Annotated in this window: 24 protein-coding genes; 10 read left to right on the plus strand and 14 right to left on the minus strand. The window is 64.2% G+C overall.

Annotated features, from left to right (window positions below):
• Positions 1-219: 219 nt before the first annotated feature.
• The 4 genes from PCLY_RS23715 to PCLY_RS23730 all read right to left on the minus strand — a co-directional run bounded on the left by PCLY_RS23715 (position 220) and on the right by PCLY_RS23730 (position 4,000).
• Positions 220-2,733 carry a penicillin acylase family protein gene (locus PCLY_RS23715; RefSeq protein ID WP_061242983.1) on the minus strand — a complete coding sequence of 838 codons (2,514 nt, stop codon included), beginning with the start codon at positions 2,731-2,733 and terminating at the stop codon, positions 220-222.
• A gap of 98 nt (positions 2,734-2,831) precedes the next feature.
• Complete coding sequence (locus PCLY_RS23720) at positions 2,832-3,296, minus strand: DUF2489 domain-containing protein (RefSeq protein ID WP_061242986.1); 465 nt, start codon at positions 3,294-3,296, stop codon at positions 2,832-2,834.
• Between the two features lie 7 nt (positions 3,297-3,303).
• On the minus strand, positions 3,304-3,498 hold the full coding sequence (locus PCLY_RS23725; protein WP_037049080.1) for an SEC-C metal-binding domain-containing protein: 195 nt from the start codon (positions 3,496-3,498) through the stop codon (positions 3,304-3,306).
• 4 nt (positions 3,499-3,502) lie between these two features.
• Positions 3,503-4,000, minus strand: coding sequence for an LEA/WHy family protein (locus tag PCLY_RS23730; protein WP_197432236.1), 498 nt, complete (start codon positions 3,998-4,000; stop codon positions 3,503-3,505).
• A gap of 189 nt (positions 4,001-4,189) precedes the next feature.
• Here PCLY_RS23730 and PCLY_RS23735 point away from each other — a divergent pair, with 189 nt between their 5' ends.
• A complete protein-coding gene (locus PCLY_RS23735) occupies positions 4,190-4,744 on the plus strand; it encodes a hypothetical protein (RefSeq protein WP_061242992.1) in 555 nt (184 codons plus the stop codon).
• 69 nt (positions 4,745-4,813) lie between these two features.
• On the opposite strand, the gene PCLY_RS23740 is transcribed toward PCLY_RS23735, so the two are convergent.
• From PCLY_RS23740 to PCLY_RS23750, 3 genes are all read right to left on the minus strand, one after another.
• Positions 4,814-5,929 carry a hypothetical protein gene (locus PCLY_RS23740; RefSeq protein WP_061242995.1) on the minus strand — a complete coding sequence of 372 codons (1,116 nt, stop codon included), beginning with the start codon at positions 5,927-5,929 and terminating at the stop codon, positions 4,814-4,816.
• Positions 5,930-5,995: 66 nt separating this feature from the next.
• Positions 5,996-6,478: a YchJ family protein gene (locus PCLY_RS23745; protein ID WP_061242998.1), complete on the minus strand. Its 483-nt coding sequence runs from the start codon at positions 6,476-6,478 to the stop codon at positions 5,996-5,998.
• Positions 6,479-6,482: 4 nt separating this feature from the next.
• Positions 6,483-6,980: a DUF6231 family protein gene (locus PCLY_RS23750; protein ID WP_061243001.1), complete on the minus strand. Its 498-nt coding sequence runs from the start codon at positions 6,978-6,980 to the stop codon at positions 6,483-6,485.
• Positions 6,981-7,143: 163 nt separating this feature from the next.
• On the opposite strand from PCLY_RS23750, the gene PCLY_RS25450 reads away from it, so the two are divergent.
• The 4 genes from PCLY_RS25450 to PCLY_RS23770 all read left to right on the plus strand — a co-directional run bounded on the left by PCLY_RS25450 (position 7,144) and on the right by PCLY_RS23770 (position 9,854).
• The gene (locus PCLY_RS25450) at positions 7,144-7,770 is read left to right on the plus strand and encodes an OmpA family protein (RefSeq protein WP_061243004.1); all 627 of its coding nucleotides are present in this window, start codon (positions 7,144-7,146) and stop codon (positions 7,768-7,770) included.
• Positions 7,771-7,911: 141 nt separating this feature from the next.
• A complete protein-coding gene (locus PCLY_RS23760) occupies positions 7,912-8,643 on the plus strand; it encodes a PA1041 family peptidoglycan-binding anchor lipoprotein (RefSeq protein WP_061243007.1) in 732 nt (243 codons plus the stop codon).
• A gap of 151 nt (positions 8,644-8,794) precedes the next feature.
• On the plus strand, positions 8,795-9,100 hold the full coding sequence (locus tag PCLY_RS23765; protein WP_061243010.1) for a DUF1145 domain-containing protein: 306 nt from the start codon (positions 8,795-8,797) through the stop codon (positions 9,098-9,100).
• A complete protein-coding gene (locus PCLY_RS23770) occupies positions 9,093-9,854 on the plus strand; it encodes a hypothetical protein (protein WP_061243013.1) in 762 nt (253 codons plus the stop codon). The genes PCLY_RS23765 and PCLY_RS23770 overlap by 8 nt, the downstream gene beginning before the upstream one ends.
• 49 nt (positions 9,855-9,903) lie before the next feature.
• On the opposite strand, the gene PCLY_RS23775 is transcribed toward PCLY_RS23770, so the two are convergent.
• A complete protein-coding gene (locus PCLY_RS23775) occupies positions 9,904-10,368 on the minus strand; it encodes a CopD family protein (protein ID WP_061243018.1) in 465 nt (154 codons plus the stop codon).
• A gap of 139 nt (positions 10,369-10,507) precedes the next feature.
• Between PCLY_RS23775 and dinG the strand changes: the two genes are divergently transcribed.
• Complete coding sequence (dinG, locus tag PCLY_RS23780) at positions 10,508-12,652, plus strand: ATP-dependent DNA helicase DinG (protein ID WP_061243021.1); 2,145 nt, start codon at positions 10,508-10,510, stop codon at positions 12,650-12,652.
• Positions 12,653-12,655: 3 nt separating this feature from the next.
• Here the strand turns inward: dinG and mnhG are convergent, their stop codons facing one another.
• Genes mnhG through mbhE form a run of 6 tightly spaced genes read right to left on the minus strand, consistent with a single transcriptional unit; the run spans position 12,656 to position 18,416 of the window.
• The gene (gene mnhG / locus PCLY_RS23785; protein WP_061243024.1) at positions 12,656-12,997 is read right to left on the minus strand and encodes a monovalent cation/H(+) antiporter subunit G; all 342 of its coding nucleotides are present in this window, start codon (positions 12,995-12,997) and stop codon (positions 12,656-12,658) included.
• Complete coding sequence (locus PCLY_RS23790) at positions 12,994-13,305, minus strand: monovalent cation/H+ antiporter complex subunit F (protein ID WP_061243027.1); 312 nt, start codon at positions 13,303-13,305, stop codon at positions 12,994-12,996. Before PCLY_RS23790 ends, mnhG begins: the two co-directional genes overlap by 4 nt.
• On the minus strand, positions 13,302-13,799 hold the full coding sequence (locus PCLY_RS23795) for a Na+/H+ antiporter subunit E (protein WP_061243030.1): 498 nt from the start codon (positions 13,797-13,799) through the stop codon (positions 13,302-13,304). Before PCLY_RS23795 ends, PCLY_RS23790 begins: the two co-directional genes overlap by 4 nt.
• A complete protein-coding gene (locus tag PCLY_RS23800; RefSeq protein ID WP_061243033.1) occupies positions 13,799-15,295 on the minus strand; it encodes a proton-conducting transporter transmembrane domain-containing protein in 1,497 nt (498 codons plus the stop codon). The genes PCLY_RS23795 and PCLY_RS23800 overlap by 1 nt, the downstream gene beginning before the upstream one ends.
• A complete protein-coding gene (locus PCLY_RS23805) occupies positions 15,292-15,696 on the minus strand; it encodes a sodium:proton antiporter (protein ID WP_061243036.1) in 405 nt (134 codons plus the stop codon). Before PCLY_RS23805 ends, PCLY_RS23800 begins: the two co-directional genes overlap by 4 nt.
• Positions 15,696-18,416, minus strand: a complete 2,721-nt coding sequence (gene mbhE, locus PCLY_RS23810; protein WP_061243039.1) for a hydrogen gas-evolving membrane-bound hydrogenase subunit E — start codon at positions 18,414-18,416, stop codon at positions 15,696-15,698. Before mbhE ends, PCLY_RS23805 begins: the two co-directional genes overlap by 1 nt.
• A gap of 239 nt (positions 18,417-18,655) precedes the next feature.
• On the opposite strand from mbhE, the gene PCLY_RS23815 reads away from it, so the two are divergent.
• The 4 genes from PCLY_RS23815 to PCLY_RS23830 all read left to right on the plus strand — a co-directional run bounded on the left by PCLY_RS23815 (position 18,656) and on the right by PCLY_RS23830 (position 22,483).
• The gene (locus PCLY_RS23815; RefSeq protein WP_061243042.1) at positions 18,656-19,801 is read left to right on the plus strand and encodes a serine hydrolase domain-containing protein; all 1,146 of its coding nucleotides are present in this window, start codon (positions 18,656-18,658) and stop codon (positions 19,799-19,801) included.
• An 82-nt stretch (positions 19,802-19,883) separates the two neighbouring features.
• Entirely contained in the window at positions 19,884-20,534 is a 651-nt protein-coding gene (locus PCLY_RS23820; RefSeq protein WP_061243045.1) for an OmpA family protein, read from the plus strand.
• Positions 20,535-20,630: 96 nt separating this feature from the next.
• The gene (gene pdxH / locus PCLY_RS23825; protein WP_061243048.1) at positions 20,631-21,278 is read left to right on the plus strand and encodes a pyridoxamine 5'-phosphate oxidase; all 648 of its coding nucleotides are present in this window, start codon (positions 20,631-20,633) and stop codon (positions 21,276-21,278) included.
• Positions 21,279-21,355: 77 nt separating this feature from the next.
• Entirely contained in the window at positions 21,356-22,483 is a 1,128-nt protein-coding gene (locus tag PCLY_RS23830) for a sugar diacid recognition domain-containing protein (protein WP_061243051.1), read from the plus strand.
• Positions 22,484-22,655 lie beyond the last annotated feature (172 nt).

Consider the following 22,655-nt stretch of genomic DNA (forward strand, 5'->3'; position numbering starts at 1 on the left):
AATAGGCGCCAGAGGCGCCAGGGGAGCATTTCAATCGATGCATAGTCTCTGAGCCTGCCTGCGTCGAGAAGTTCCATCTGATGATGGAGAAAAGCCATCATTTTTCTGCAGGCAAAAGAAAAGGCGCCAGGGGCGCCTTAAACGATGATCTATGGAGTAAGTCGATCATTCAGAGTGAGACGCTGGCGCAAAGGTTCAGCGCTACCCGACGAACGGTCGCTACTTCGCCGGCATCAGCAGCAGTCGCTGGTTGCCGTAGACCTTGTCCAGATTCTCCGCCTTGAACGGGAAGCTCATGTAGCCGCCCTTGAGCCATGACTCGATGCCGTCGGCATAGTGCGGGCTGGCGGGGTTGCCGGACTGGCCCGAGCTGTTGACGCCGACCAGCGGTTCGTCGGCGGCGAAGTCCACCACGATGCGCATGGCGGGAATCAGGAAGGTGTCGAAGTCCTGACCCCAGGCATAGGCCGCAACGTTCAGCGTGCTGTGATCGCCGCCGGCCGGATAGGGGCCGCGATCCAGGTAGCCTTTGAGCGCATTGATGCTGCTGCGCTGACTGGCGCTCATATAGGGCGCCATGCGTGTGGTGTCCGTTACCCACTCGTAGGTGTGCAGCTTGCCCCACTGCCAGTTGTGGCGCTGCGTGCCCAGTCGGCTCTCCAGCAACTCGATGCTGGCCGCCAGGCTGCGGGCCAGGATGGTCGGCTTGTCTTCCTGCTGCGGCGTGCGGATGTCGTTCCAGAATGGGCTGTCAGCGCGGCCAAGCAGATGATCAGCCTGTGCGGAGTAGGAGGTGTTGGCGGTTTCCACCAGCGCCTTCCACGCCGGGCTGTCTTCCGGACCCAGCTCATCGAGGAAGATCTGTCGCGCGCTCTCATGCAGGAAGGCGCCATAGATGGCGGCGTCGGCTGAGCTGGCGGCGAGTTTGCCGTCGAACGCCAGCAAACGTGTCAGCGCCTCGTCGGCACGTGCGCGCTGGCCTTCGGGCAGGGCGGCGATGGCCTGGCGCAGCGAGTCGTGCATGAGCGGGTCGTTGAACATGGCCTGCAGCTTGGCGACGAAGGGCGAGGTCTGGTCGTACTGCATGGCGATCATGCTGCGGCCATCGTGGCGGCCATTGCCGGCCAGTTCGGCGATGCGCTCGGCGCGCTCCGGGTAGTACCAGGAACTGGACAGCTGCATGCCGTAACCGGGCGGTACGCTGCGTTCGTTGGCCGTGCCCAGCCAGCCCTGTGGCGGGTCCTGGTCGTAGGGGTGCAGCATCGGGTCGGCGAAACCATCCCAGGCGTAGCGGTCGTCCCAGCCGGGTGATGGCAGCAGCCCGCGACCTTCGCGGCGATTCGGGTAGCGACCGCTGACCTGCCAGCCAATGTGCTGGGCGTCGGCGAAGACGATGTTCAGCGGCATGGCGCGGATTTCTCGCGCCGCTTCGAAGGCCTGCTCGACCGACTGCGCGCGCGACAGGTCGAAGAAGGCGTCGAGGCTCTTGTCACGTTCGAACTGGGTGGTTTTCAGTGCCAGGCCATAGCCGCTCTGCAGTGGCAGGGGCTGCAGTAGGTGCTTACGTTCGCCGAGTACCGTGTTGAGCAGCGGACCGTTGCGGGTCTCGTAGAGCGTTTCGCGAATCGGACGCTGGCCGCGGATGAAGAAGGTCTCCTGGCGCTCGCTGACCGGCAGCCACTTGCCGTCGGCCTGGTACATCAGGCGACTGCCCTCGCGTTTGATGCGTTCGAGGAAGATGTCTTGATTGTCGCCCATGACCATGGTCATGCCCCAGGCCAGCTTGCCGTTGTAGCCGGATACCACTGCCGGCACGCCCGCCAGGGAGATGCCCGCCGCCTGATATTTGGGCGAGCGGATCTGCACGAAATTCCACAGCGACGGCATGCTCAATGGCAGGTGGGTGTCATTGGCCAGCAGGCTTTTGCCGCCACGGCTGCGCTCGGGCGCGATGGCCCAGTTGTTCGAGGCTGCGACGCCGAGCATATGTCGTTCGGCGATCTGCGCTGCGGTGCGGGAAATCGCCTGCAGGCCCGGCAACTGACCGTTGAGGTCGAGACCGGCGAGTTTTTCTGCTTCGGCGAAGGGTAGCGGCTCGTCCGGGTAGATCGGCAGCAGCCAGGGCAGTTTGTCGGCGCCCACGCGCTGGGCCATGGTCAGTGCGGCGATCTCTTCCTGCAGGTTCACCGCCAGGCCGAAATTGAGCAGGCAGAACAGCAGCACCGAGTCCTCGGGCTTCCAGTACTCGGGGCGGTAGCCGGATTCGGCGAGATCCATCGGCAGGCGATCACGGTAGCGGAACAGGTAGGCGTTGACGCCGCGTGAATAGACTTCGAAGAAGCGCTTCAGGCGCGGAGAGGCGTCGGCATAGAGAATTTCCGCACTCTTCTTGAGGTTGACCGCACGCATGAAACGGTCCATTTCCAGCGCGCCGGGGCCGGCCATCTCGGCCAGTCGGCCTTGAGCCAGCAGGCGCATGCCGACCATCTGGCTGAGGCGGTCGCCGGCATGCACGTAGCCCAGGGTAAACAGAGCATCGTGGAAGGTGCTCGACTCGATCAGCGGCATGCCGAGCGCGTTGCGTCGTACCGATGCACTTTCCGCCACGCCCTGAATGCGCTCGACGCCACGGGTGGGCGGCACGCTGTCGGCATAACGGCTGTTGAGCAGAGACTGGCAGCCGGTAAGGCTGGCCAGTGAGGCGGCGAGAGTCAGGCAGGCCAGCGGGCGCATGGCGAATTTCCTTGGTGTGGGTCGGTCGCGGCCGGTCCTGCACTGACCGGCCACAAAGGCGCCAAGGTAATGAGGCCGGTGATGCCTGGCAAGAGGCCTCAGGCGTTTGCCGGAGACCTCTTCAGCCCTTCGTCCAGCAACCAGCGTGCGGCAATTCGTGCCGCGGCCTTGTGTTGCAGTTCCAGCTCGTTGAAGCGCTTTTCGAAACGGCGCCGTTCGGCTTTGTCCAACGCTTTCCAGTCCGCATGGGTGGGCACGTCGTGAGTGGCGTCGAAGAGCAGGTGAGACACCTGGCAGCGACTGTCATTGCTCAGGGCGCTGTCGTAGTTGTCGAGCAACACCTTGATGCGAATGGCGCCTTCGATCAGCGGCAGTTGCTCGTCGAGCAGGCTGCTGGCGAGGATGTTCAGGTCGCCGCCGAGGCGTTGCTGGCGCTCCTGCTGCGCTTGCTGGTGGGCGCGCTGGTTCGCCCATACGCGGCGCCACAGGTGCCAGGCATAGGCGGCCAGGGCGGCGATCAGCAGCAGGCCGGTCAGTAGCAGGATGAGGGTCAGAGCATTCATGCGCGGCTCAGGCGCCGTGGCATTTCTTGAACTTCTTCTGGCTGCCGCACGGGCAGGGATCGTTGCGGCCGACGTCCTTCAGCGCGTTGCGCACCGGCTCCTGGTGGCCGTGGTTGCAGTGCGGACCGTGCACATGACCATGGTCGTGATGATCGTGGTCATGGTTGCAGTCTGGGCCGTGGACGTGGGGTTGGTTGCTCATGGTGTTACTCCGGTATGAAATCGCCGGGAATTATCTCGCCATTGCGCGCCATGTGCACGCTGCGGCCGAACAACATGCCGGTTTTTACTTCGCCCTTGAGGCTGTAACGAATCGGCACGTCCGGTTTTTCCAGCGCCTTGACGATCTGTCGGACATGCCGCCAGAGGTTGGTGCGTACCGGTATCTCGAAGGTGTGATGGCCATGAGCGGGAACGGTGAACCACTCATTGGAGTAGCCCGTGGCCAGCTGGATGCCGTTGAGATGGACGTCGTAGTCCAGTCCGCGTACCGGCAGGCTGACGCCATTGGGGTTGTCGATTCGAAAGCGCAGGCGGAACTGCTGTTCGAGCAGCCTGGCTTTGACCACATCAACTTTGATGAGTTGGACATCCGGGTCCTTGAAGCCGCCTGTCATCCAGGTGGAACATCCTGTCAGGCCCGTAAGCAGGCCGAGAAACATCAATAGGCTGGTAATTCTTATCATTTGCGCCTGAGAAAACATTTCATACCCCCATTGCCGCCAGTGTAACAAGCAAGTGCACGGCTGCAACGGGGGCATCACCATTTTCAATGCGATAGCGTGAAGTTCTCGAGGGCGTTGGTGATCGCGATGGCATGGATGAGAAGCCTGCAGTGTCAGGGCAAAGGAACCTGCGCCATACTGAGCGGCGAATAGGACAGGAGTGTGACCATGAGTCGCTATGAGATCGCCTTCTCCGGGCAACTGGTGCCGGGCGCCCAGCCGGAGCTGGTCAAGGCCAACCTGGCCAAGCTGTTCCAGGCCGATGCGCAGCGCATTGCCCAGTTGTTCTCCGGGCGCCGCATCGTGATCAAGAACAATCTCGATGCCGCAGCTGCGGAGAAATACCGCGTGACTCTCGAACGCGCCGGTGCGCGGGTCGAAGTCGTCGACATGGACATGCTGGTCGAGGAGGTCGAGCTGGCGCCCCCACCGCCGGCCGAGCCGGTTGCGGCTCCGGCTGCTGCGCCGGTAGCGGCCACGCCGGGGCGCTTGCAGGTTGCGCCGCGTGATGAATACATGGCCGCATTCAGTGATGTGGATGCACCGGATTTCGGTATCGCTCCGGTGGGCAGCGACCTGCAGGACGCCAGACCAGAGGCCCAGGCACCGAGGGTCGACCTGTCGCAATTCAGTTTGGCGCCCGTGGGCAGTGATATGGGGCAGGCCAAATCCACTGCCCCAGCGCCTGCGCCGGATACATCGCATCTGAAGCTGCAGGACTGAGCATTCAGTCGCCTCACTGCAAACGCCGTGACTGCCTGGGCAGTCACGGCGTTTTTCTGCCTGGGGTGGCTAACCTGCCTTGCACTTGGCCGCCGCCGCCTCAGGCTTGAGGTTGCGCACGCTGGTGAAGAACAGCTCGCAGGTTTGCACTTTTTCCGCCACCTGCCATTTCGTCGTACAGGCATTGAGTGTCTGCGCCGGATCAGCGGTCGGCTGCTGGCCCATGCCGGCCTGCCAGCAGGCGGCGCTCAGGTCCTGCGCCATCACCTTTAGCCCGGCCGCATTGGCGGCATCTTCGCTGCCGTGATTGTTGGCCGGGTCGGCGGCGTACCAGATGTAGCTGGGGTGATTGGCGCCGAGCACGGAGACCTGTCGCCCAGGCGCAGCATCGATTTGACCAAGGCCAAGCACCGGTAGGGGCACGCCATATTGTTGCTGGATCCAGCTGCGCACCGGGCTGCCGAAGGCGACCATGGGCAGGCTGGCATTGGCTGGGCCGGCACTGAGTTCGCTGACCATCTGCCGTTGATACGTGTTGAAGTAGCCGTACACGCCTTCCAGTGTGCTGCCGGCGCTGGCTGGAGCGGCGATGGGGGCGATATCGACGATGGTCTGGTAGCCAGGGGTATGTTCAGGCCTGATGCCGTTGTAGCTGAGCAGTGCGGCCCAGCGGTCGGTGGTGCTCGAACGCAGGTAGTCCTGGGCCTGAGTCAGCGAGTAGTCCGGTGGGAAGTGCAGCAGCTCGACGCTCTTGCGGTTGTCCAGAGCCATGCCCAGGGGCAGGAAGAAGTACCAGTTGTATTGCCATTTGCCGTCACGATTCAGCTGGCTGGCGCCCTGATAGGCGAGATCGCCTGCATCGAGCAATTGCAGCAGCGGCTGGCCGTAGTCCGCAGGCGTGCCTGCGAAGTGCGCACGTATGCGTTCCCCCTCGCGAGTGACCTGTACGCGGGCCTCTGGGTAGCCGTCGCGAGTCAGGCTTTGCTGCAGGTAGTGTTCGACCGTCTGCTCCAGGGTCCAGTCGCGATAGCAGATCACGCTGCAGTTGTTCGGGTAGGCGAACAGGCGGCTGACGCGCTGGCTGTCACCCAGATCCAGACCTTCCCCTTGCAGCCCGCCGGGTTGATTGGCGCAGCCTGCCAGCAAGCTGGCAAGGATAAGAGCGATACCACTTTTCTTGTGCATGGCTTTCTCCTTGTTGAGTGTCCTCCGGGACGCTTCAACTCAAGCAGAAAACAGCGTTAGCGCCAGTCAGTTGCTCAGGAAGGAGGCACAGCACTTCTTGAATTTCTGTCCGCCCTGGCAGGGGCAAGGGTCGTTGCGACTGGCCTTGAGCGGGACTGTCGGATCGAGGAAGAACCAGCGTCGGTCCACCTGAACGAAAGCGGAGCATTCGCGGTGGCAATGCTCACCCTGCTCGTCATGCCAGCGAGCGACGAACGTGACCTGGGCGTGCTCCGGCTTGCCGCCGAACACTTCGCTGCCCTCGACGTGCAGGCCGAGCCAGGTGCTCTGGGCGCTCCAGGCTGCCATTGCGTCACGGTCGAGTGCCTGTTGCTGGGCGGGAAGTGTGGTGGCGATCAGATAATCCACCAGGCCCAGTACATAAGCGGTATAACGGGAGCGCATCAGCAACTCGGCACTGGGTGCAGGGGTGCCGGCGTGATAGTGACCGCAGCACTGGCTCAACGGCTTGCCAGTTCCACAGGGGCAGTTGGGATCGACAGGGTTCATCGCTCTACCACCAGTATTTCCCGAAGTTTTGTGGATTAGCCCAGAATTTTGCGTTTAACCAGTCGGGAACTTGCTTGTAATCAAGCAGATCATAGGTGAACAGATGCAGGGTCTGTCCCTCGCGCTGGAACTGTTCACTGGCTTGCAGGGCCAGGGCGAAAAAGTCGGTTTCCTGCCAATCACATGCCTTCAGGTCGACCAGTACCGCGACCCGGCTGGCGTTGAGATTGCGGATACCACCCAGTAGTTGCAGTCCATCGCGTTTGGGTAAGTGCTCCAGACAGTCGACCAGAATTGCCAGGTCGAATCGCTGTGCGGCCAGTTCGGACGCCAGGGGAGCAGCAGGTGCGGTGGTGACCTGACACTGCGGGTGGGCGCCGTGAAAGGCGCTGACTGCGGGTAGTTCGCTGGCCCCGAGTAACAGCAGTTTCTCGGGGGTATAGCGGGCAAGCAGTGCCGCAATGGCCTGCTGTGGAGTACGGGTGCTAAGGCTGGCGGTCATCGAACTTCCTCGAAAAGTCTGCAAAGACTAACGTGGTGTCGGTATCAGGCCTAGAGTGAGAGAAAATTATCCGCAGAAGCTGCTATAGCTGGCGGATTGTACAACTCCTGTCTTTACTACTATTGAGTCGGTTATGGGCCGATGAACATTGGAGACCTAAAGTATGAGTATCACAAGGAACGCAGTACCCCTGATTCTGGCTAGTACCCTGCTGACCGGCTGTGCCGGCCTGCAGAAAACCGACTGGCCCACCTGTGCCGCTGTAGGTGGCGTGGGTGGTGCTGCGCTCGGGGCAATCGAAAGCTCCACCTGGGCGGGTGGCGGCGCGGTGGTAGGTGCTGGTATGGCCGCCGCCTACTGCTGGGTACATGGTGCCGAGGCGCAGCAGGTTGCCGTCGTTGAAGAAGAGGTCATGGTCGAAGAGGTTATGGAGCCGGTCGAAGCCGTACGCGTCGAACTGGATGTCAAGTTCGACTTCGACAAGGCTCAGGTCAAGCAGGAAAGCTACGGCGACATCAAAGCCCTGGCCGACTTCATGAAACAGTACCCACAGACCAGTACCGTGGTTGAAGGCCACACTGACTCCGTGGGCAGCGATGCCTATAACCAGGGCCTGTCCGAGCGCCGCGCCACTGCCGTTCGCGACGTTCTGGTCAACCAGTACGGCGTCGAATCCGGTCGTGTGCAGGCTGTAGGCTACGGCGAGAGCCGTCCGGTCGCTGACAACGCCACTGCCGAAGGTCGTGCCATCAACCGTCGCGTGGAGGCCGAGGTTGAAGCCCAGCCGTAAGGCGCATTGCTAGCTGCTCAAGGCGTTACCCGCAAAGGCCCGGCCGATTTCCATCGGTCGGGCCTTTGCTTGTGTGGAGTCCTGCCGCCGTCTTTACTTCTGTGATACCGGCAACATGCCGGTATCACAGGAGACACCGCCATGAGAATCGAGCTTTCGAGGGTTTTACCCTTTCTCCTGGTCAGCAGTGTTCTTACCGGTTGTGCCACGACTTCCAGTACGGGAGACGCGCCGCTCAACCAGGGGAACTGGCCCCTGTGCAGTGCGATTGGAGCCCTGGCCGGTGGCGGCCTCGGAGCAATCGAGAGTTCTACCTGGGCTGCAGGCGGCGCCGTCGCTGGCGCTGTGCTGGGCACCATCATCTGTTACGTGCAGGACGGCGATGAGGACAACGACGGTGTGTTCGATCGTCGTGACCGCTGTCCGGGTACACCCGCGGGCACTGCTGTCGGGCATAACGGCTGTCCGTTGCCGCAGTACCCCGCCAGTGCGACTGCCGAACCCGCTGTGCAGCCCACTCAGGATGAGGTCATCGTTCTCAGCGATCTGGGAAATGTGTTGTTCGCCTTCGACTCTGCCGAGTTGACCAGCGAGGCGCAGCGCCTGCTCGCCGATGTCGGCACGCGACTGACCGGTGCCAATCTGGTCTCGGTCAGGGTCGTCGGGCATACCGACAGCGTGGGCTCCGATGCCTACAACCAGGCGCTATCCGAGCGTCGGGCCCGCAGTGTCGCTGACTTCCTGGTCACTCGAGGCGTGCCTGCCGGCAAACTCAGTACTGAAGGACGTGGCGAGAGCCAGCCGGTAGCGGACAACGCCTCGGATGTCGGACGTGCAGAGAATCGCCGTGTGGAGTTGCACGTTTCCCGCTGATAGCGCGCCGTGCTCCCGGCGGTTCCGCCGGGAGCATTGGGCGGCAGCCGGGAGGCACAGGGCCATGAAAAACATCCGCCGCTCTGGTGGTCCGCGTTGCGAGCGGTTAACGTGCAGCGCTATTAGAAAGTAGCTGCACGAGAGGGCGGGGATGAAAGCGATGTTGAGTGTGGGCAAGGCACTGGCCTTGACCTTCTGGCTGGTGTTCGGGGCGGCGCTGGCCAAGCGCGTCGGCGCTCCGTTCGAACACCTGATCTACCTGCTGGCTGGTTTTCTTGCGCTGCTGCATGGCGCGCAACTGTGGCTGTTCTCCGACCTTCTGTCAGCACGTCGCAGCCCCTGGCTGGATCGTGCGCAGGTGCTGCTGTTCGGTATTTTTCATCTGTACCCGCTCAAGGCTGAGCAACCGAGCGGCGCCGATGCTGTGGCCGTGAACGAGGGGGCAGCTCATGCGTAGCCTCGCGTTGGTGCTCTGTCTGTTTGCCGGCACGTCGGTGGCTGCGACGCAGATCACGGTGGCGCCCAATACCCTGATGCGCTTGCCCGTCGCCAGCAGCAGTCTGCAGCTCGAGCGTCTGGAAGTGGCGGACCATGCGACCCTGATGGTTCCGGCAAGCGTGACCGAATTGCGTATCGGTGAATTGCTGATGGGCCGTGATGCGCGCATCGGTGTGGCGCCGGGTGAACAGCCACTGCAGCTCGTCATCGAGGATGCCGATATCGGTGCAGGCGCCTGGATCAGCGCCAAGGGCGCGGCCGGGACTTATACGCGGCCGGCTACCCCGGGGCGCGAGATCAACCTCAAGCTGCACAAGCTGACGTTCGAGTCATTGACGGTGGATGTGCGAGGGGGACAAGGCAGACCAGGGTATGCCGGCCTGGATGGCGCGCACGGCCGACCGGGCGGTTGCGCCTGGGGGCAGGCCAGTGCTGGCTACGATGGTCAGGATGGCACCGATGGCCATGCCGGCGCTGCTGGCGGCAAGGTGACGCTCGAGGTGCCGCACTATGTCGAGGTCGAGCGCATGCAGGTGCTGCTCGACGGCGGCGCCGGTGGTGCTGCAGGTTCGGCGGGCCGCCCCGGCCGTGGTGGCGCCGCCAAGGGCTGCCTGGTCTATGGGGTCGAGGGTGCGGCAGATGGCAAGCCTGGTCAGCCCGGGCGAGAAGGCGCCGCAGGTCAAAGTGGCTCAGTGCAGGTGTTTCGTTTCTAACCCGCTGCAGCCCTCGCTCGCCCATGGCCAGCGAGGGCTGCGTGGTCGATCAGAATGACGGGCGCATGGCCACCAGCGTCATCAGCGCCAGGCCGATCAGCAGGTTGCTGCCTACGACCCTGCGAATGCGCCCCAGCACCTCGCCGCCTGCCGGCCAGTTCTCGCTCTCCACGGCACGCCGCAGTTCCGGCAGTTGCAGGGCCTGAACACGCAGGAACAGCGCGAGCATGACCAGGTACAAGCCCATCATGATGTGCACATAGCGCGGCGCCGCATCGAAGCCGCTGTAACTCATGTGCAGCATGCCCATGCCGGTCACCGGCAAGACCAGCACGGCCAGCCAGACCCAGACGAAGAAACGCTTGAATACGCTCAGCCACAGGCGCAGCCGCGCGGGAGGCTCCAGGGTCTCGACCGCCGCAGGGCGCAGGATCATCCAGGCGAAGAACATGCCGCCGACCCAGATCACGGCGGCCAGCAGGTGTAGTGCGTAGAGCGGGGCGTAGGGCGTCACGGGGAATCTCCATTGGTCCGTTTGGCAGCTAATTTCATTCGATTGGCACACGGGTCAGCGCCAGATCGGCGGGCGCGTTATGATAGCTGCCGCTCCGCGAATACTGAAAATTTATCCAGCCTTTTTCGTTTCAGAATCCATGCTCAGTACCGAACTCAAGTCCCAGATTCAGGGCGCCTATTCGCGCTTCCTCGAGGCCAAGTCGCTCAAGCCCCGCTATGGTCAGCGCCTGATGATCGCCGAGATCGCCAAGGTGCTCGGCACCATCAGGAGCGACGACGAGGGCAAGCGCCTGGGCGACCCGGCCGTGGTGGCGGTGGAAGCGGGGACGGGTACCGGCAAGACGGTGGCCTACAGCCTGGCCACCATTCCCACCGCCAAGGCGGCAGGTAAGCGCCTGGTAATCGCCACCGCCACCGTGGCGCTGCAAGAGCAGATCGTGCACAAGGATCTGCCCGACCTGCTGCGCAACAGCGGCCTGAATTTCAGTTTCGCCCTGGCCAAGGGGCGCGGGCGTTACCTGTGCCTGTCCAAACTCGATCACCTGCTGCAGGACGGCGCCGCGCAGAGCGCCACCGCGCAATTGTTCGAGGAAGAAGGATTTCGCATCGACGTCGATGAGCAGGGCCAGAAACTGTTCACCGCGATGATCGAGAAGCTCGCCGGCAACAAATGGGACGGTGACCGTGACAGTTGGCCCGAAGAGCTGGAAGACAGCCGCTGGGCGCAGTTGACCACCGACCATAGCCAGTGCACCAACCGCCATTGTCCGAATTTCCAGCAATGCGCTTTTTACAAGGCGCGCGAGGGCATGGGCAAGGTCGACGTGATCGTCACCAACCACGATATGGTGCTGGCCGACCTTGCACTCGGCGGCGGGGCGGTACTGCCCGACCCGCGCGAAACCATCTACGTCTTCGACGAAGGCCATCACCTGCCGGACAAGGCCATCGGTCACTTCGCCCACTTCACCCGCCTGCGTTCCACGGCCGACTGGCTGACCCAGATCGACAAGAACCTGACCAAACTGCTGGCGCAGAACCCCTTGCCGGGCGATCTCGGCCGCCTGATCGAGCAGGTGCCGGAGCTGACGCGCGAGCTGAAGACCCAGCAGCAGTTCATGTTCGCTGCCTGCGAGCAGGTCGCCGACTTCAAGGCCGGCGAGGATATGGAAGGTCGTGAGCGTCCGCGTCACCGCTTCGTTGGCGGCGTGGTACCGGAGCATCTGACCGAGCTCGGGCTGGAGTTGAAGAAGGGCTTCTCCAAGCTCAATGACCTGTTCACTGGCGTCACCGAGTTGCTCAAGGAGGCCATGGACGGCGAGGGTGCTGTGGGCATTGCCAGTCACCAGGCCGAGGAATGGTATCCGCTGTTCGGCAGCCTGATGGCGCGCGCCAAGGGCAACTGGGAACTGTGGCTGGCGTTCACCGCCGAAGACCCGGAGGAAAGCCCGCCGATGGCGCGCTGGCTGACCCTGGCCGAGAGCGGTGCGCTGTTCGACATCGAGGTCAACGCCAGCCCGATCCTGGCGGCCGAGACCTTGCGTCGCAACCTGTGGAACGTCGCCCACGGCTGCCTGGTGACTTCCGCGACGCTCACCGCGCTGGGCACCTTCGACCGTTACCGCATGCGCGCCGGCCTGCCCAAGGTGGCGGTGACTGCCGTCGTGCCGAGCCCCTTCCATCATGCCGACGCCGGCGTGCTGCGGGTGCCGGATCTGAAGGCTGACCCGCGTGAGGCGGCCGTGCATACCGCCGCCATCGTGCGTGAATTGCCGGCGCTGGTTGCTGGTAGCCGCGGCACGCTGGTGCTGTTTTCCTCACGCAAGCAGATGCAGGACGTGTTCGACGGGCTGGAGCGCGACTGGCGCAAGCGCGTGTTCATCCAGGGCAACCTGTCCAAGCAGGAAACCCTCAACAAGCACAAGGCGCGCGTCGACTCGGGCGAGGAGAGCGTATTGTTCGGCCTGGCCAGCTTCGCCGAAGGCGTCGACCTGCCTGGCGCCTATTGCGAGCATGTGGTGATCGCCAAGATTCCCTTTGCCGTACCGGACGACCCGGTGGAAGCGGCGCTGGCTGAATGGATCGAAGCGCGCGGCGGTAACCCGTTCATGGAGATCGCCGTGCCGGACGCCTCCTTGCGTCTGGTACAGGCCTGCGGTCGCCTGCTGCGCACCGAGGCGGACCGCGGCACCATCACCTTGCTCGACCGGCGCGTGGTCACCCAGCGCTATGGCAAGGCGATTCTCAATGCTCTGCCGCCGTTTCGCCGGCAGATCGACTGAGACTTACTCGCCGCCCTTGTTACGTTGCTCCAGCTCATCGCCCAAGCGGCCCAGCACAGGCCGGATACCGGCGCGATGAGCGGCGCGGGCGATGGCGTGAGCCGCCAGCGGGGCGCTGGCCAGCAGAATCAGCAGGCCGACAAAGGCTTCCAGCGCCAGTTCGCCGCTACTGGCCAGGGCCACTGCGCCGAGTAGCAGGACCGCGCCAAGAACGCCGGCCTTGCTCGCTGCATGCATGCGGCTGTAGCTATCGGGCAGGCGCAGCACGCCAATGGCGCCGAGCAGGGAAATCAGTGCGCCGCTGAGTACCAGCAACGAGGCCAGCCAGGCTTGCACTTCGTTCATGGGCGATCCTCGCGTTTCTCCGGCAGCCGGCTGTGGGCTTCATCGAACAGGAAGGCAAAGGCAGCGGTGCCGAGAAACGACACCAGCGCCAGCAGCACGGCGACGTCGAGGAACAGCGCCTCGCCGCGTATCAGGCAGAGCAAGGCCATGGCGGCGACTGCCAGCAGGGTAAGGGCGTCGATGGCGACTGCGCGATCCGGACGGCTTGGCCCGCGTAACAGGCGATACAGCGTGATCAGGCCGCTCAAGGCGAGCAGGGTGGCAGCCAGGGGCAATACCCAGGCAGCGCCAGCCAGGTGCAGGGTCATGGCGATACTCCTTCGGCTTTGCCGGCATCGAGCCAGGCCAGCAGGCGGCGTTCCAGCTCGACCAGGGTGTCGGTCACGTCCTCGCGGCGTCGTGCATCGAGGGCGTGGATATAGAGCAGTCCTTGCGCCTGGTCATAGTCCAGCGCCAGGGTGCCGGGGGTCAGGGTCAGCAGCGTGCCGAGCAGGGTCACCTTGTCCATCTCGCGGCGGGCCACCGGGTAAGCCAGTATCGCGGGCTCCACGTCGACCCGACGTGCCAGTACCAACCTGGCGACCTGGTAGGTGGCGAGAAACACCTGGGCGATGAACCACAGGCCAAAGCTGATGCCATGCTCCAGGCTGCGTGAATAACGGCGCAGGCGCGCAATTACCAGTCCGAGCGCGCGGGCCAACAGGTAGAGCAGGGCGAACGCCAGCAGGCCACCGCCCAGATGCCCGGCGCCGAGGCTCCAGGCTAGGGCTGCACTGGTCAGCAGATGGATGAGAAACGACATCAGGCACCTCCTGCGCCAGCGAAGGGTTGCAGATAGGCCTGCGGATCGGTGAGCTGCGCTGCGGCAGCCACGGCGTAGTCGATCAGCGGGCCGGCGCCGAGGCCGATCAGTACGGTCAGCAGCGCCAGTACGCCCATGCCCAGCCAGGCCGCGCGCATGCCGCCAAGCGGTTGCAGCGCCTCTTCACCCTGCGGGTGCGGCTTGAGGAATGCCTCGTTCCAGATCTTGTTCATCGACAGCAGGGTGAACACGCCGGTCAGCAGCGCGATACCGGCTGCCCACCAGGCCGCAGCGTCGAGGCTGGCCTTGACCAGCAGGAACTTGGCCCAGAAGCCGGACAGCGGCGGAATGCCAGCCAGCGACAGCGCCGGAATGGCGAACAGCAGCGCCAGCCAGGGCATGCGCTTATACAGTCCGCCCATGTCGGCCAGACGTTCGGAGCCGCAGATGCGCGCTGCCACGCCGCCGATGAAGAACAGGTTGGCTTTCACCACGATGTGGTGAATCAGGTAGAACACCGCTCCGGCCAGCGCCAGGGGTGTGGCCAGGGCCAGGCCGAGGATCATGTAGCCGACCTGGCTGACGATATGGAACGACAGGATGCGCCGTACCTCGGTCTGTGCCGCCGCGCCAAGTACCCCCACCAGCATGGTGGCGCAGGCGACCCACAGCAGCAGTTGATGGGGCAGGCCATGTTCAGGCCAGAGCAGCGTCACCAGGCGGATCAGCGCGTACACCCCGACCTTGGTCAGGAGCCCTGCGAACATCGCTGACACCGCGGTGAGGGCGACGTGATAGGTGGCCGGCAGCCAGCCGAACACCGGGAACAGCGCGGCCTTGATGGCGAACGACAGCAGCATCAGCAGCAGCGCCGGTGTTACGCCGGGCGCTGCCTCGCCGCTGCGCATGATCACCGCCAGCTCGCCCATGTTCAGTGTGCCGCTGGCGCCGTAGACGAGGCCGGCGGCGAGCAGGAAGATCAGCGTGGCGAACAGGTTCAGGGCCACGTAGGTCATGCTGCCGGCCAGCCGGCGGCTGCCACCGCCGAGCGCCATCAGGGCGAAGGAGGCGATCAGCAGCACTTCGAACCAGACGTAGAGGTTGAAGATGTCGGCGGTGATGAAGGCGCCGCAGATACCTGTCAGCAGACCCTGGATGAACAGGTGGAAGTCGCGGCCGACCTTGGTGTCGTTGTCCTTGGCGACGCCATAGAGCAGGGTGACCAGCGCCACCAGGGCGCTGATGGCGATCATCACCGCCGAAAGTCGGTCGATCACCAGGCTGATGCCGAACGGCGCCTGCCAGCCGCCGACCTGCCCGCTGAGCACCACGCCCTGAGCGGCCTGCCAGACCAGCGCCAGGCCCACCGCCAGCAGCGCGGCGGTACCGCTCAGGCTGAGCACGCGCACGGCCAGCAGGTGACGGCGCAGGATGATCGCCAGCAGCAGGCTGCACAGGGGCACGAGGATCGGTGCGACGAGTAACGCGTGGTTCATCGGCGAGCCTCCGTGGTGTTGGCGTCGCCTTCATGCTCGCTGTCGTGCCAGTCCGGCGCCGGTTGCTCGGTGATCGAGCTGAGCGAGTCGGTGGTCTTGTCGCCATGCAGTTCGCGGGTGCGCTTGAGCAGCGCCAGGGCGAAGATGAACAGGCTGAAGCCGATGACGATCGCCGTCAGCACCAGCGCCTGCGGCAGTGGGTTGGCCGTGCTGGCCGTATTGCCGGCCTCGACGAAGGCCGGGCGTTCACCGAAGAAGCGCCCGGCGGTGAGTACTCCCAGGTTGATCGCATTGCCCAGTACCACGACACCCAGCACGACGCGCTTGAGGTTGCGATCCAGAAGCATCCACAGGCCCAGGCCTGCCAGGCATCCAGTGGTGATTGCGGCTAGCCATTCCATCAGTGGCGAACTCCCGTCAGCTTGTCGATCATGTGCAGCGCGGAGCCGAACACGGTGAGGAACACGCCTATATCGAAGAGCAGGGGCGTGCCCAGCGGCAGCCCGCCAGGGAAGGTCCAGAGACCGCTGAGAAAGGCGTGACCGGCGAGCAGGCCGAGGATGCCGGCGCCCGCCGCGCAGCCCAGGCCGATGCCGATCAGTTGCGCGGGCGCCACCGGTAGCACGCGGCGAATCTGCCCATGGCCATAGGTCAGCACCAGCAGTATCAGGCCGCAGGCCGCCACCAGTCCGCCGATGAAGCCGCCGCCCGGTAGGTTGTGGCCACGCCAGAGCAGCAACAGCGAGGCGGCCAGCATCAGCCAGGCCAGCGGGCGCAGGCCCTGGCGCAACAGGCCTGAGGTGAAGGCATCTTCACCACCGTGTTCGCTGCCGACGCGCCAGCCGCTGCCCAACAGGCTGGCTGCGGCCAGGGCAGAGAGTGCGACCACGAGGATTTCACCGAGGGTATCGAAGGCACGGAAGTCCACCAGGATGACGTTGACCACGTTGTGTCCGTGGCCTCCCGGCAGGCTGTTGGCCTGATACCACTGGGCGATATCGCCCGGCAGCGGCAGGCTGACCGCCGCTAGCAGAGCTCCCGTCACGCAGAGGCCAAAGAGGATCGCCACGCCGGCATGCAGGCGGCGCTTCCAGGGGGTGCGTGCGCCGCTGGCCGGAACCCTGGGCATCTTGCGAAACACCAGGGCGAGGAAGATCAGGCTGAGGGTTTCCACCATCAATTGAGTCATCGCCACGTCCGGTGCGTTGACCGAGACGAACACCAGTGCCAGGCCCAGGCCGCAGGCGCCCAGCGCGGCCAGCAAGGTCAGGCGGCCGGGCAGGAAGGCGGCCGCCACGCCACCGGCCAGGGCCAGCAGGCAGCCGGCCAGGCCCAGCGGCGAAATGGGGCTGTAGCTGCCCTGTAGCAATTGCGGCAGTGTCGGTAGCAGGCCGACGGCGAGCAGGCCACCGACTGCCAGGGCCAGCAGCACCAGGTGCTGGCGCAACGAACCATGCTGGAAGCGTGCGGCGAGCAGACCGGCGAAGTGAAATACCCGCTTGAGCAGACGATCCCAGATCAGGTCTCCGCTGACGTTCCAGGCCGCATTGGCGCGATCGAGCAGGCGCCTGACTCGCTCACGCATCAGGTAGAACAACACTCCCAGCGACAGGGTCAGCAGGCTGGCCAGCAGCGCCGGTGTGATGCCGCCCCAGAGATAGAGGTTCACATCCACCGGGCCGCGTGCCACGGCTTGCACCGCATTGTTCACCAGCCAGGTTTCCGGCCAGGCATTCCAGGCGCCGAGCAGGAAGCCACCGACGGCCAGCAGCATTGGCCCCAGCCACATCGGCAGACCGACCTCATGCGGCGTGCGCGGGTAGTCGCCGCGCTTGCCGAGGAAAGTCTGCACGAACACCAGTCCGGCGGCGGCGAACAGCAGGGCATTGGTGAGGATCATCACCAGCGTCACCGCCCAACCGATATGCCCCATCTCGATCAGGCCCGTGTACTTGAACTCCTTGGCGATGAAACCGAAGAACGGGGGCAGGCCCGCGTTGGAGAATGCTGCCAGAGCCACGGCGGCGCCGGTCAGCGGCATGAAGCGGATCAGCCCGCCCAGGCGCGCCAGTTCACGGGTGCCGGTGGCGTGGTCGATGGCGCCGACGGCCATGAACAGCGAGCCCTTGTACAGCGAGTGCGCCACCAGGTAGAGCACGAACGCCTGCAGGCCGTAGCTGGTGTTGGTGCCGATCAGCATGGTCAGCTGACCCAGGACGGTGACCGTGGTGTAGGCCAGCAGGCGTTTGAGGTCGGTCTGACGGAAGGCGAGGAATGCGCCAAGCACTGCAGTCGCTGCGCCGAAGGTGATCAACAGCGTTCCCCAGCCGACCGAGCCGCCGAGCACCGGGTTGAGGCGGGCCAGCAGGTAGATGCCGGCCTTGACCATGGTCGCCGAGTGCAGATAGGCCGATACGGGCGTCGGTGCGTTCATCGCGTTGGGCAGCCACAGGTGGAAGGGCACCTGTGCTGACTTGGTAAAGCAGCCCAGCAGCACCAGTGCGATGATTGCAGGCAGCAGTACGTGACCTTCTATCTGCTCGGCACTGAGATCGGAAAACTGCCAGTTGCCGGTGGCGCCGCCTAGCAGGATCAAACCGGCCAGCAGCGCCAGGCCACCACCGCCGGTGATCAGCAATGCCTGCAGGGCGGCGCGGCGAGACACGGCTTTCTCGTGCTGAAAGCTGATCAGCAAGAACGAGGCGATGCTGGTCAGTTCCCAGAACACGAACATCGCCACCAGGTCGTCGGCTAGCACCAGGCCGAGCATCGCCAGCATGAACACCAGCAAGTAAGCGTGGAAGCGACCGAGGTGGGCATGGCTGGACAGGTAGCTGCCGGCATACAGCACGATGAGGCTGCCGATACCGCTGATCAGCAGCGCGAATAGCAACGAGAGACCGTCCAGGCGCAAGCTCAGGTTGATACCCAGCGCAGGAATCCAGCTCACGCTTTGCATGAGCGCATCGCCGCCGGCGATCAGCGGAACCTGCAGCACGAACCAGATGAAGGCTGCCAGTGGGGCCAGCATCAGCAGCCAGCCCGTGCGTGCACCCAACAGACGCGTCAGACCGGGCGCTGTGATGGCGGCCAGGGCGATCAGGGACAGTAGGTAAAGCACTCGTTTCTCCTGTGCCGTGCATCGGATCCAGGGCTGCCGATAGACCTTGTGCTCAGCTACAGCTGGCGTATGCCAGGCTGAAACGCGATGCATGGCGTATTGGTCATATCAGGCCGCACTTTTCCAGCATAGAAAAAACCAATCGAAGACCGCTATTTTATGAAGTTTCAGAACATTGCATGATAGGCGGCTGCCAGCATGGGGCAGCATTCGGTCACGCAGCGAAACGGGAGAACAACGTGCAGATTCAGGGCTATTTCGACTTGCGCTTCGAGGCGGTAAGAGACGCGTTCGCTGCATTGTTCGACGATACGCAGGAGCGCGGCGCGGCCCTGTGCGTCAAGGTCGGTGGTGAGACCGTGGTCGACCTGTGGGCCGGGGTGATGGACAAGGACGGCCAGCAAGCCTGGCACAGCGACACCATCGCCAATTTGTTCTCCTGCACCAAGCCTTTCGCTGCTGTCGTGGCTTTGCAGTTGGTGGGCGAGGGCAAGCTCGATCTGGATGCGCCGGTGGCGCGCTACTGGCCCGAGTTCGCCGCGGCCGGCAAGGAGCGCATCAGCGTGCGCCACCTGCTCTGTCACCAGGCCGGCTTGCCGGCGCTGCGTCAGGCGCTTCCCGCCGAGGCGCTGTACGACTGGCAGGCCATGACCGATGCGCTGGCAGCCGAAGAGCCCTGGTGGGCGCTGGGCGAAGGCCACGGCTATGCGCCCATTACCTATGGCTGGCTGATCGGTGAGCTGATTCGCCGCATCGAGGGGCGCGGCCCCGGTGACAGCATCGCTGCACGTATCGCCAAACCCCTGGACCTGGATTTCCATGTTGGCCTGGCCGATAGCGAATTCGACCGCGTTGCCCACATCGCGCGCGGCAAGGGCAATCTCGGCGATGCTGCCGCGCAGCGCCTGCTCAAGGTGATGATGAGCGACGCCAGTGCCATGAGCACGCGTTCGTTCACCAACCCGCCGTCGATCATGACCAGCACCAACAAGCCACAGTGGCGGCGCATGCAGCAGCCGGCGGCCAACGGGCACGGCAATGCACGCAGCCTGGCGGGCTTCTACGCAGGCCTGCTCGATGGCAGCTTGCTCGATGCCGAGCTGCTCGGCGAAATGACGCGTGAGCACAGCGTGGGTGATGACAAGACTTTGCTGACCCGCACGCGTTTCGGTCTGGGTTGCATGCTCGATCAATCCGATGTGGCCAACGCCACCTACGGCATGGGGGGCAAAGCCTTCGGTCATCCCGGTGCCGGTGGTTCCAGTGGTTTCGCCGATCCGGAGCGCGACCTGGCTTTCGGCTTCGTTACCAACAATCTAGGACCGTTCGTCTTGATGGACCCTCGCGCGCAGAAACTTGCGCGCCAGATTGCGGACTGTACCTGATTGAAACGGCTAAACTCGCGCCAGCCGTTCGGTATCAACGATAACGAACCGACCATTAGATCTGTGTGACCCCGGGGGCTACATGCGTGCCAACAAGATTTTTGCCTTTACCTGCTGTCTGCTGATTGCGGGCTGTGCCGGCTCGGAAAAGAAGGAGGTCAAGCCGGCTGTCATGCCTGCGCCCGAGGTGACCCGCGCCTGGCTCGACGAGTACGAGCCGAAGCTGCGTGAAGCCGTCAAGGGTAGCCATTTCGAACTCGAGCGCCGCGAGAATCTGCTGGTCGTGACTGCGCCGGTGCAGGGCTCCTTCAATCCGGATCGCCCACAGATGTTGCTGCCGGTGAGCCTGGGCCCGATCAGTCGTGTGGCCAAACTGCTGGAAACCGACCAGGACATCGCCGTGGTCGTGCTCGGCCATGCCGACTCTAGCGGTGACGATGCGAAAAACCGCGAACTGAGTCAGCAGCGCGCACGCGCCGTGACCTCGATTTTCCGTCTCAGCGGCCTCAAGCAGAACCGCCTGCAGGTCATGGGCCTTGGCTCCGACGCCCCGCGTGCCGCCAACGACAGCGCTGCTGGTCGTGCCCTCAACCGCCGCGTGGAAATTCTCCTGACCTCGCGTGACACCATGCAGGGGCTGATCGCCAAGTACAGTCAGCCGGCCAAGGCGCAGCTCAAGGATGCGCCCAAGGTAGCTGCCGTAGATCAAGGAAAACAGGGCAAGTCGGAGTAAGCTTGGCAGCATCTCCACTCTGTTGAGGGGGCCTCCGAAAAACCATGCGAGACAGTCGGCGCAGTTGGTTTTGTGGAGGTTCCCAGAGGAACTGCCATGACCCAGACCCTGGCCGATATGCGCCGCGACTACACCCGCGACGGCCTGAGCGAGACTCAGGCCCCGCTGGAACCCTTTGCCCTGTTTCGTCAGTGGTTCGATGATGCGGTCAAGACCGAGCAACTGCCGGTCGAGCCCAATGCCATGACCCTGGCGACCGTCGATGAGCAGGGCCGCCCGCACTGCCGAGTACTGTTGCTCAAGGGCCTCGATGAGCGCGGTTTCACCTTCTTCAGCAATTACGACAGCGCCAAGGGGCGTCAGATGGCGGCCCGTCCCTTTGCTGCCATGACATTCTTCTGGCCCAGCCTGGAGCGCCAGGTGCGCATCGAAGGTCGCATCGAGCGCGTGACTGCTGGCGAGTCCGACGGTTACTACCAGGTGCGCCCCCTGGGCAGCCGGATCGGCGCCTGGGCTTCGCCGCAGAGCAAGGTGATTCGCGATCGCGCCGAGCTCGAAGGCCTGCTGGCCGAGACCGAGAAACGCTTTCTCAATCAGGCGCCGCACTGCCCGCCGCACTGGGGCGGTTATCGCCTGCTGCCGGATCGCGTCGAGTTCTGGCAAGGGCGCCCGAGTCGTCTGCATGACCGCCTCAACTATCGTCTGCAGGGCGAGGCCTGGCTTCGCGAGCGCCTCGCGCCCTGAACAGGTACTGCGGCGCGGGATCGTGAAGCGCCGCTGATCTGCCTACAATGGCGGCCTCACCCGCGAGGCCGTTCCCGATGCTCGAACTCGACTCCACGTTGGCGCAGCATATCGTCGACCGCGCCATGGCCATCCTGCCGCACAACATCAATGTGATGGATGCGCAGGGCATGATCATCGGCAGCGGCGACCGCAGTCGCCTGCATACTCGTCATGAAGGCGCCCAGTTGGTGCTGGCCAATCGTCGCGTGGTGGAGATCGATGCTCAGGCTGCGGCCTGCCTGCGTGGCGTCAAACCCGGGGTGAATCTGCCGTTGCTGCATGCCGAGCGCCTGATCGGCGTGCTCGGCATCACTGGTGATCCCGAGACCGTGCGTCCCTATGCCGAGTTGGTGCGCATGGCCGCCGAGATGCTGGTCGAGCACCGCGTGTTGCAGGCCGAGCGGCACTGGCAGCGGCATCAGCAAGAGGCCTGGTTGCGCCAACTGCTCGATGCGCAGCTGCGCCTGTCCAGTCTCGAGGTCGATGCCGAACGCCTGGGCCTGCAGCTCACCTGGCCGCGGCAGATCTGCCTGCTGCAACTGGACGGGGAGGGCGATCCGTTGCCGCGCCAGGCCCGTCTGCTGGCGGCGCTGGGGGGCAAGAGCGAGCACCTGGTGGCGCCGCTCGGGCGTCACGAACTGCTCTGGTGCAGGCCTTACAGCGCCGCGCGTGATGATCGGACCTGGCTGCAGCAGGCCGACGAGCGTGAGTGGGGCGTGCGCTCATTGGCGCTCAGCGACCCGCTGCATGATCTTGCCGAGTTGCGCCAGGCCAGCCTGGTGCTGCGTGATCTGCAGGCCTATGGCCAGGCGCGTTTTCCCGAGCGGCGTCTGCTGCGCCTGGATGAGTTGCGCTTGCCAACCCTGCTCTATGCCCAGCGCCACAGTTGGCTGCTGCAGGGCTGGCTGGCACCGCTACGCCATGTGCTGGCGCAGGACCCGCAGGGCACGTTGCGTGCGACGCTGGAGGCCTGGTGCGCCCATGACGGCCAGGTGCAGGCCTGCGCCCAGCAGCTGGGCATTCATCGCAATACCCTGCGCTATCGCCTGGAGCGCATCGCCGAACTCAGCGGCCTGGACCTCAACCGTCTGGACCAGCGCCTGCAGCTATCCTTGGGGCTGGGTTTGCTCGAGCCCGACGAGGTGCCGCCGCGCGATCGGTAGGGCGTACCTGGTAGAGCCAGCGGGCTCTTCGGCTTTGTGCGGCTGCACAGCCGGCTGCGTTGGGGTGCGTTCGTTTTTGGTGCTGCCGCACAGGGTGAGGTGCGCCAGGCTGGGCCACAATGTACTGCCTGTCGGCATTCCCATCCGGGCCTTGCGCCCGCCATAACAACAA

Origin of the sequence: Ectopseudomonas composti (assembly GCF_001567565.1) — a bacterium.
Taxonomy (GTDB): domain Bacteria; phylum Pseudomonadota; class Gammaproteobacteria; order Pseudomonadales; family Pseudomonadaceae; genus Aquipseudomonas; species Aquipseudomonas composti_A.

Coding starts and splice junctions, on each gene's coding strand:
- PCLY_RS23715 (WP_061242983.1), bottom strand. CDS start 2,733: ATGCGCCCGCTGGCCTGCCTGACTCTCGCCGCCTCACTGGCCAGCCTT.
- PCLY_RS23720 (WP_061242986.1), bottom strand. CDS start 3,296: ATGAATGCTCTGACCCTCATCCTGCTACTGACCGGCCTGCTGCTGATC.
- PCLY_RS23725 (WP_037049080.1), bottom strand. CDS start 3,498: ATGAGCAACCAACCCCACGTCCACGGCCCAGACTGCAACCATGACCAC.
- PCLY_RS23730 (WP_197432236.1), bottom strand. CDS start 4,000: ATGTTTTCTCAGGCGCAAATGATAAGAATTACCAGCCTATTGATGTTT.
- PCLY_RS23735 (WP_061242992.1), top strand. CDS start 4,190: ATGAGTCGCTATGAGATCGCCTTCTCCGGGCAACTGGTGCCGGGCGCC.
- PCLY_RS23740 (WP_061242995.1), bottom strand. CDS start 5,929: ATGCACAAGAAAAGTGGTATCGCTCTTATCCTTGCCAGCTTGCTGGCA.
- PCLY_RS23745 (WP_061242998.1), bottom strand. CDS start 6,478: ATGAACCCTGTCGATCCCAACTGCCCCTGTGGAACTGGCAAGCCGTTG.
- PCLY_RS23750 (WP_061243001.1), bottom strand. CDS start 6,980: ATGACCGCCAGCCTTAGCACCCGTACTCCACAGCAGGCCATTGCGGCA.
- PCLY_RS25450 (WP_061243004.1), top strand. CDS start 7,144: ATGAGTATCACAAGGAACGCAGTACCCCTGATTCTGGCTAGTACCCTG.
- PCLY_RS23760 (WP_061243007.1), top strand. CDS start 7,912: ATGAGAATCGAGCTTTCGAGGGTTTTACCCTTTCTCCTGGTCAGCAGT.
- PCLY_RS23765 (WP_061243010.1), top strand. CDS start 8,795: ATGAAAGCGATGTTGAGTGTGGGCAAGGCACTGGCCTTGACCTTCTGG.
- PCLY_RS23770 (WP_061243013.1), top strand. CDS start 9,093: ATGCGTAGCCTCGCGTTGGTGCTCTGTCTGTTTGCCGGCACGTCGGTG.
- dinG (WP_061243021.1), top strand. CDS start 10,508: ATGCTCAGTACCGAACTCAAGTCCCAGATTCAGGGCGCCTATTCGCGC.
- mnhG (WP_061243024.1), bottom strand. CDS start 12,997: ATGAACGAAGTGCAAGCCTGGCTGGCCTCGTTGCTGGTACTCAGCGGC.
- PCLY_RS23790 (WP_061243027.1), bottom strand. CDS start 13,305: ATGACCCTGCACCTGGCTGGCGCTGCCTGGGTATTGCCCCTGGCTGCC.
- PCLY_RS23795 (WP_061243030.1), bottom strand. CDS start 13,799: ATGTCGTTTCTCATCCATCTGCTGACCAGTGCAGCCCTAGCCTGGAGC.
- PCLY_RS23800 (WP_061243033.1), bottom strand. CDS start 15,295: ATGAACCACGCGTTACTCGTCGCACCGATCCTCGTGCCCCTGTGCAGC.
- PCLY_RS23805 (WP_061243036.1), bottom strand. CDS start 15,696: ATGGAATGGCTAGCCGCAATCACCACTGGATGCCTGGCAGGCCTGGGC.
- PCLY_RS23820 (WP_061243045.1), top strand. CDS start 19,884: ATGCGTGCCAACAAGATTTTTGCCTTTACCTGCTGTCTGCTGATTGCG.
- pdxH (WP_061243048.1), top strand. CDS start 20,631: ATGACCCAGACCCTGGCCGATATGCGCCGCGACTACACCCGCGACGGC.
- PCLY_RS23830 (WP_061243051.1), top strand. CDS start 21,356: ATGCTCGAACTCGACTCCACGTTGGCGCAGCATATCGTCGACCGCGCC.